This is a genomic window from Candidatus Cardinium sp. cBcalN2 (genome assembly GCF_022810445.1).
GTDB lineage: Bacteria > Bacteroidota > Bacteroidia > Cytophagales > Amoebophilaceae > Cardinium.
The window spans coordinates 1-6,465 of sequence record NZ_JAACGD010000004.1 but is presented as its reverse complement, the minus strand read 5'-3'; the positions used below and the strand labels follow the sequence as shown (position 1 = coordinate 6,465).

Sequence of the window (6,465 nt, the reverse complement as noted above, 5' to 3'; positions counted from 1 at the left end):
ATAAAAAAGTAAGCAAAAAATCAAGCCCTGGTAAAAAGTTGCGGAAAGCGCCCCTTACAGCTGGAAAAACTGAATCCACCCTGCAACATGATTGCAGCTGTTTTTCTATTTCAGCTATAAGGGTCACTTTCTGATCGCAACTATTTTACAAGGGGCATTTTTTTATATATTATTATATATAATAATCAATTAAATATACCCCTTAAGTTGACACCATTGCTTGAACAGATACAAAAATCAAATCATGAGTAAATAGTTGCTGATTTGACCAAAGTCGTAAAGATACTTTTATGTAGCCTTAAATAGGTTTTTAGCAAACTTTGTAATGGCATCCAAGACACGAGGATGTGAAAGTATATTTTTGGACTTTGGTACCGGTATAGCTAAAACATGACTACTATGAAACGCATCTTTAATAAAAACTCTTTTGAAATTTTTCTTTTTCTTACAGAGAACATGCAACGCATGCTGGCTATCAAGTGGAAGTTGCATATCATGATGGCAAGTAAAGTATTTTTCGCCCACTACAAAAAAAGTATACATGTCATGTAAAGCCTTAAAACGATGGGTGCTTTTCTTCTTCAAAAGAGCTCTCAAGTCACTCTGCCCTCCTCCTATCGCTAGTATAGGTATTTTTTCGTCACGAAGTAAGGCTTGTAGCTCATTTAAAAAAACACTACCTGCCATCAAGTCTTTTCCACCGGGATAAACACATACGGCTTGATTGCTTTGTATATTGAACATAAGCTGCTCTTCAAGCGCATGCTCAGGATAACCCAATGTAAGCGAAAGCCTACGCAGATCAGCTAAAACAGGATTAGTCAAATGAGCTGATAGCATGGCAGCATCTACCCTAGCCCCAGGCGCTCCTTCCCATGGAGCGGCTAACGTAATCAGTCCTTTTATAGATAAAAGACTTTCGTACTGCTTGAGAAAAGTATAAGCCCTTAGGCCTCCTTGACTATGACCTACTAGTAGTATAGATTTATCTTGTAGGTTTTCTACCTTACTAGCAAGCTCCTTAAAGTTCATTTCAGCTTGTTGTTTTATAGAAAGCTCTACACTTTGGGCACCTTCTACACTCGTTAGAGCAACTACAGAAGCAGCCGGAAAGGTTTGTTCCAGCTCCTGCTTTATAGTATGAAAAGAGGCTGCATGGTTACCTAATCCATGAAATAAAACAATTAATTGATTTATTTGATTATCATATGATTTGGTATAAGCAAGCCTTGGTGTGAATAATAAAAAAAGAAAAAACAACTTAAATATATAAACGATGTATGGCATAGCTATATAACGATCAAATTCAATATTAAATAAAGTGCAAAAAAGCCTTGCTAAAAAATAATAGGCATAATCAATAACAGCAAATGCTCTTGTTGATTTTGTCCTTTAGGAAAAATTAACACCGCTTTATTAGCCCCCCAGAAAAAGAACTCTACTTCTTCTGTGGTGATACTACCAAGCATGTCTAGTAAAAGCTTGGCATTAAAGCCTATCTCGAGCGGATCGCCTTCATAGGTACAAATCAGCTGTTCTTGTGCTTCATTAGAAAAGTCTAAATCTTCTGCTACAAGCGTCAATTGATTTGCTACAATGATTAACTTGACCTGATGGGTAGCTTTATTAGCATAAATAGCCGCACGTCTAAGCGCACTCACCAACGCAGGCTTGCTTATGGTAAGCTTACTGGTATGTTCCTTAGGTATGACATTCTCATAATCTGGATATCGTTCATCGACTAATCTACTAATCATACTAATGTTATCGATCGTAAATTGGATTTTATGTCGATCAAAAGTAAAACCAACTTGCTTATCCTTACTACTTAGTAGTCCATTCAAAAGTATCAATGCTTTTTTAGGCACAATAATTGGGCTTTGTGTAGAGGCTGACAGATCTTGACGAATATAACGCACTAACCGATGTCCATCCGTAGCGACAAAAGTAGCCATAGCATGGGTCAATTCTATATAGACACCAGACATAGCAGGTTTTAACTCATCATTACTAGTGGCAAATATGGTTTTTTGCAAAATATTTTTCAATACATCCACTTCTACATCTAAGGTGATACCATCATCTAAACTAGCTAATTGGGGGAAGTCATTAGCACTTTCTCCTGCCAATTTATATTGCCCATTATCAGATTTAATAGAAACAGTATAAGAATTGGGGTTAATTTCGAGTTTAATAGGCTGTTCTGGTAGATTTTTAACCGTATCCAGCAACATACGAGCAGGTATGGCCACACTTACTTGGTCATCTGATTGAATGGCCAAAGAAGCACTAATCGAAACTTGCAAATCTGATGCTGTAACGACTAAACGATCATGATCTACCTCAAAAAGAAAATTTTCTAAGATTGGGACAACTGGATTACGGGCTATAACCCCGCTAATAGCAGTTAGCTGCTGTGAAAGCAAAGCTGATGATACCGTAAACTCCATGATTATTCTTTATTTTTGTGATTTTGAACACGGGGCCTAGGCTTATAAATAGATGCAATTTAATAAAAAAAACTTAAAAATTTTTATTTTTATCTGTTTAATAGTCCATCCAATTTATTTTTTAAGCCACATGGTGGCCTGATAGCTAAGGATCATCCTTTAACATTCCTTTTCTAATACAATAAACTCATAATCATAGCTATTTTTATTATCTGCTTTAAAGGAACGTACTACACGTTGCACCCATTCTTTCCCTAGCATAGGAAAATAGGTATCTCCTGCTAATATAGCATGGATTTTTGTTAAGTAAATTCTATGGGCTAAAGGTAAAGTTTGGCGGTAAATCGACCCTCCTCCAATCACAAACAACTCTGATTCTCCTTGTGCTTTTGCTAAACTTATAGCTTCAGCTATACTTCTTACTACATGATAACCAACAACTGATTGATCCATTTTTGTACTAACGACTATGCTTATTCGATTGGGTAAAAGACGACCAATAGAACGAAATGTTTGACTACCCATTACTAAATGATGGCCTAGTGTATTTTTTTTAAATTCTTGTAAATCAGCAGGAATATGCCAAGGCAGTTTATTGTCCTTGCCAATGACCCTGTTTAATGCCATCGCGGCAATAAGAGATATAACCATAGCTTATTTCAATGTTTTTTTGTTAGAAATCTTGTATCTATTCACCACTATTGGCGAAAGTAATGAATGGTTAAAGTTACTTTTTTATCAAGAAAAAAGTAAGGGGAAAATGCCTTACAGCTTAAATGTACCAATAGTGGACATCCTTAAGTAGACACCATTGGTTGAACAGCTACTTTGCAGACGTATCTTGTTCGAGACATGGGTGGTAAAAAAGTGCTTTTATATCACTTTTTGCTTGATCAAAAAGTGAACAAAAAATCAAGCCCTCTATAAAAAGTTTCGGTAATCACCTATTAGAGCTGGAAAAACAGAACTTACCTGCTGCGCGGGTTCAAACAAGCTGTTTTTCTAAGCAGCTCTAATAGGTGATTACTCATCTAAACTATTTTACAAGGGGCGGTTTTATTCAGTAGCCCCAGCATATTGTTGAATGGATAAGTAAAAATGACATTATTTTTTAAAAAACTTGCTTAATCAACTGATTCATTAAGTTGACGCCATGGGCTGTTCACTAGTGTAGCAGAAGTATACAAAAAACGTACCCTTGGAAAAAGCTGCGATCAGAAAGCACCGTTTACAGATGAAAAGAAAAACAACGGCTTAAATCTACCCATGTTGGCGCCATCCTTAAGTGAACGCCATTGGTTGAACGGAAACAAGGATTTATTTTGATTTTTTCAAAAAACACCATTATATTTGCTTGATGATACAAGCAATTGACCAGATGTATCATAGTCTTAACAAAAGGGGGATTAGCTCAGCTGGTTAGAGCACTTGCTTTGCAAGCAAGGGGTCATCGGTTCGAATCCGATATTCTCCACTTAACTTATTTTATCCAACACTAAAAGTCAATCTCCCCCAGCCTCTAATCATTTTATATGATCAAAATACGCACCCATTCTGAGGTCAAGCTATTGCAAAGAGCAGGCCATATTGTAGCGCTTTGTCATAACTTGTTAAGGAATGCCATTCAACCAGGTGTCAGTAGCCTAGCCTTAGACAAAATGGTGGAAGAATTGATTCGAAGCCATGAGGCTGATCCTGTATTTAAGGGGTATCGCGGCTTTCCAAATGCTACTTGTATTTCTATTAATGATGGGGTTGTCCACGGCATACCCAGCAATCGCGTCTTGCAAGAGGGAGATATTATCAGCATTGATATAGGTGTAAAGTATCAAGGCTATATTGGAGATAGTGCTTGGACTTATCCCGTTGGCAACATTGCCGATGAAAAAAAATTTTTATTAATTCATACCGAAAAAGCGTTATGGAAAGGGCTAAGTGTGATCAAAGCAGGCATTCATCTTTCTGACATCTCTCATGCCATAGGTCAATATGCTACAGCGCATAAGCTTAGCATTGTAAAAGAATTGGGTGGGCATGGTGTAGGCACTAGGCTGCATGAGCCACCTGAGATTCCAAATTATGGCAAACCTAATCAAGGGCCTATTATACAAGCAGGTATGATACTGGCCATAGAGCCTATATGCAACCTTGGCCATTCGGCCATTAAAATTTTAGAAGATAGGTGGACCATTGTCACCAAAGATGGTCAACCCTCAGCCCACTTTGAACATACCATTGCTGTTGAGGAAGAAGGGTATGCTGTTTTAACGACTTTAATGGAAAAACCGCTTCCATAAAGCTATGAGAAAGAAACGCCAGCGTTTTGAGGCCAATAAATTTTTGGATCACCTTATAGAACCCGGAAAACCTATTTATAAAAATATCAAAGGGAAGTGGCATGCATGCTATTTTAGAAACAGCTATCCTATTACATTAGAAATTGGTTGTGGGCACGGTGCTTATACGATAGGTCTGGCCAAAATATTTCCAAAAAGAAACTTTATAGGCATTGATATCAAAGGAGATCGGTTATGGAAAGGCGGGCAAGAAGCCCAAAAATATGGCTTAGATAATGTTGCCTTTCTACGTGCGCAGGTAACGCACCTGCTAGATTTCTTTGAAAAAGATGAAATAACTGAGATTTGGATTACCTTTCCAGATCCTAGACCTAAAAACAGAGATATCAAACGTAGGCTTACCAGCACGCGCTTTTTAAAACTATATGCAGCCATACTGATAAAAAGTGGACTTGTGCACTTAAAAACAGATAGTAGCTTACTATTTGATTACACATTCAATTTACTACAAGAACAAAGCCTAGAACTAGGCGATTATACAAGAGATTTATATAACTCTTCATTATTAGCTAACCATTTTGGCCTTCAGACTACTTATGAAAAGCGATTCATAGCGCAAGGCATCCCTATCTATTATCTTTGTTTTTCAATATAATAAACCATTACTTCTATGACCACAAAAGACACCGTATACATAGCGCTATTTGCGGCCATATATGCTGTTTTAGGCGCTCTACCTATGATTGTATTGCCTTTTAACCCCGTTCCCATAACGGCTCAATCTTTAGGGCCTATGCTAGCAGGTAGCATTTTAGGCGCTAAAAGAGCCGCTTTCGCCTCTCTTTTGTTTATAGCTATCGCGTTAACCGGATTCCCTATTATGAGCGGTGGTCGTGGTGGCATAGGCCTGATCTTAGGACCAACTGGTGGCTTTATACTTGGTTTTCCTATCTCTGCCTATAGTATTGGCTTTTTATTTGAAAAAAATTGGCATCGATTGAATACAACCTGGGCTTTTATATATATCCTATTAGGTGGGGTTGTTATATTATATGTTATCGGTCTATTATGGACCAGTTTACTATTTGATATACCCCTAAATAAAGCTTTTTTAGGAGCTATCATTTTCATACCAGGAGATATCATTAAGGCTGCTATTGCAGCTACTACTGCAATGGTTATTAAAAGAGCTTATCCTTTAATTAAAGAATAGAACTTTGGCCAAACCTATAGCTAATGGCCATTTTGGTGTCAAAACTTTGCTGATAGATAATAAGATGATTAAAATAGAGCATGTGAGCGTTTGTTTTGATGATTTTTTCGCTTTAAAAAATGTGCATGTAACCTTATGTGAAAAAAAAATTGGCATTATAGGTTCAAATGGGAGCGGCAAAAGCACATTTGCTAGGTTGATAAATGGCTTACAGCTTCCATCTGAAGGGAAAGTGGAGATTGATGGTTTGTCTACTTGTCAAGCGCGCAGAGGGGTCAGAGCTAAAGTAGGATTTATCTTTCAAAATCCTGATCATCAAATTATATTTCCAATCGTAGAAGACGATATCGCTTTTGGCCTTAAAAATATGGGGTATACTAAAAAAGAGATTCATGCAGCGATTAACAGGCTGCTTACTAGTTATGACTTAGCCCATTTAAGATATAAAAAATCACACCTGCTGAGTGGAGGTGAAAAGCAATTATTAGCTGTAGTAGTTGATATT

General features: G+C 37.2%; 7 protein-coding genes and 1 tRNA gene. 5 read left to right on the top strand and 3 right to left on the bottom strand.

Translation table 11 applies throughout. The features are described 5' to 3' along the window. Positions 1 to 288 precede the first annotated feature (288 nt). From MUW74_RS00180 to MUW74_RS00170, 3 genes are all read right to left on the bottom strand, one after another. Positions 289 to 1,287: an alpha/beta hydrolase gene (locus MUW74_RS00180; RefSeq protein ID WP_243517027.1), complete on the bottom strand. Its 999-nt coding sequence runs from the start codon at positions 1,285 to 1,287 to the stop codon at positions 289 to 291. A gap of 50 nt (positions 1,288 to 1,337) precedes the next feature. After that, a complete protein-coding gene (gene dnaN, locus MUW74_RS00175; RefSeq protein ID WP_243517026.1) occupies positions 1,338 to 2,450 on the bottom strand; it encodes a DNA polymerase III subunit beta in 1,113 nt (370 codons plus the stop codon). Positions 2,451 to 2,609: 159 nt separating this feature from the next. Further along, complete coding sequence (locus MUW74_RS00170; RefSeq protein WP_243517024.1) at positions 2,610 to 3,101, bottom strand: dihydrofolate reductase; 492 nt, start codon at positions 3,099 to 3,101, stop codon at positions 2,610 to 2,612. Between the two features lie 749 nt (positions 3,102 to 3,850). Here MUW74_RS00170 and MUW74_RS00165 point away from each other — a divergent pair. From MUW74_RS00165 to MUW74_RS00145, 5 genes are all read left to right on the top strand, one after another. Beyond that, a tRNA-Ala gene (locus tag MUW74_RS00165) sits at positions 3,851 to 3,924 on the top strand. Between the two features lie 58 nt (positions 3,925 to 3,982). After that, entirely contained in the window at positions 3,983 to 4,747 is a 765-nt protein-coding gene (gene map / locus MUW74_RS00160) for a type I methionyl aminopeptidase (protein WP_243517022.1), read from the top strand. A gap of 4 nt (positions 4,748 to 4,751) precedes the next feature. Then, positions 4,752 to 5,402, top strand: coding sequence for a tRNA (guanosine(46)-N7)-methyltransferase TrmB (gene trmB, locus MUW74_RS00155; protein ID WP_243517019.1), 651 nt, complete (start codon positions 4,752 to 4,754; stop codon positions 5,400 to 5,402). Positions 5,403 to 5,417: 15 nt separating this feature from the next. Beyond that, the gene (locus tag MUW74_RS00150; RefSeq protein WP_243517016.1) at positions 5,418 to 5,960 is read left to right on the top strand and encodes a biotin transporter BioY; all 543 of its coding nucleotides are present in this window, start codon (positions 5,418 to 5,420) and stop codon (positions 5,958 to 5,960) included. A gap of 4 nt (positions 5,961 to 5,964) precedes the next feature. Then, positions 5,965 to 6,465, top strand: a 501-nt coding sequence (locus MUW74_RS00145; protein ID WP_279389421.1) for an energy-coupling factor ABC transporter ATP-binding protein, incomplete at its 3' end; no start/stop codon positions are given.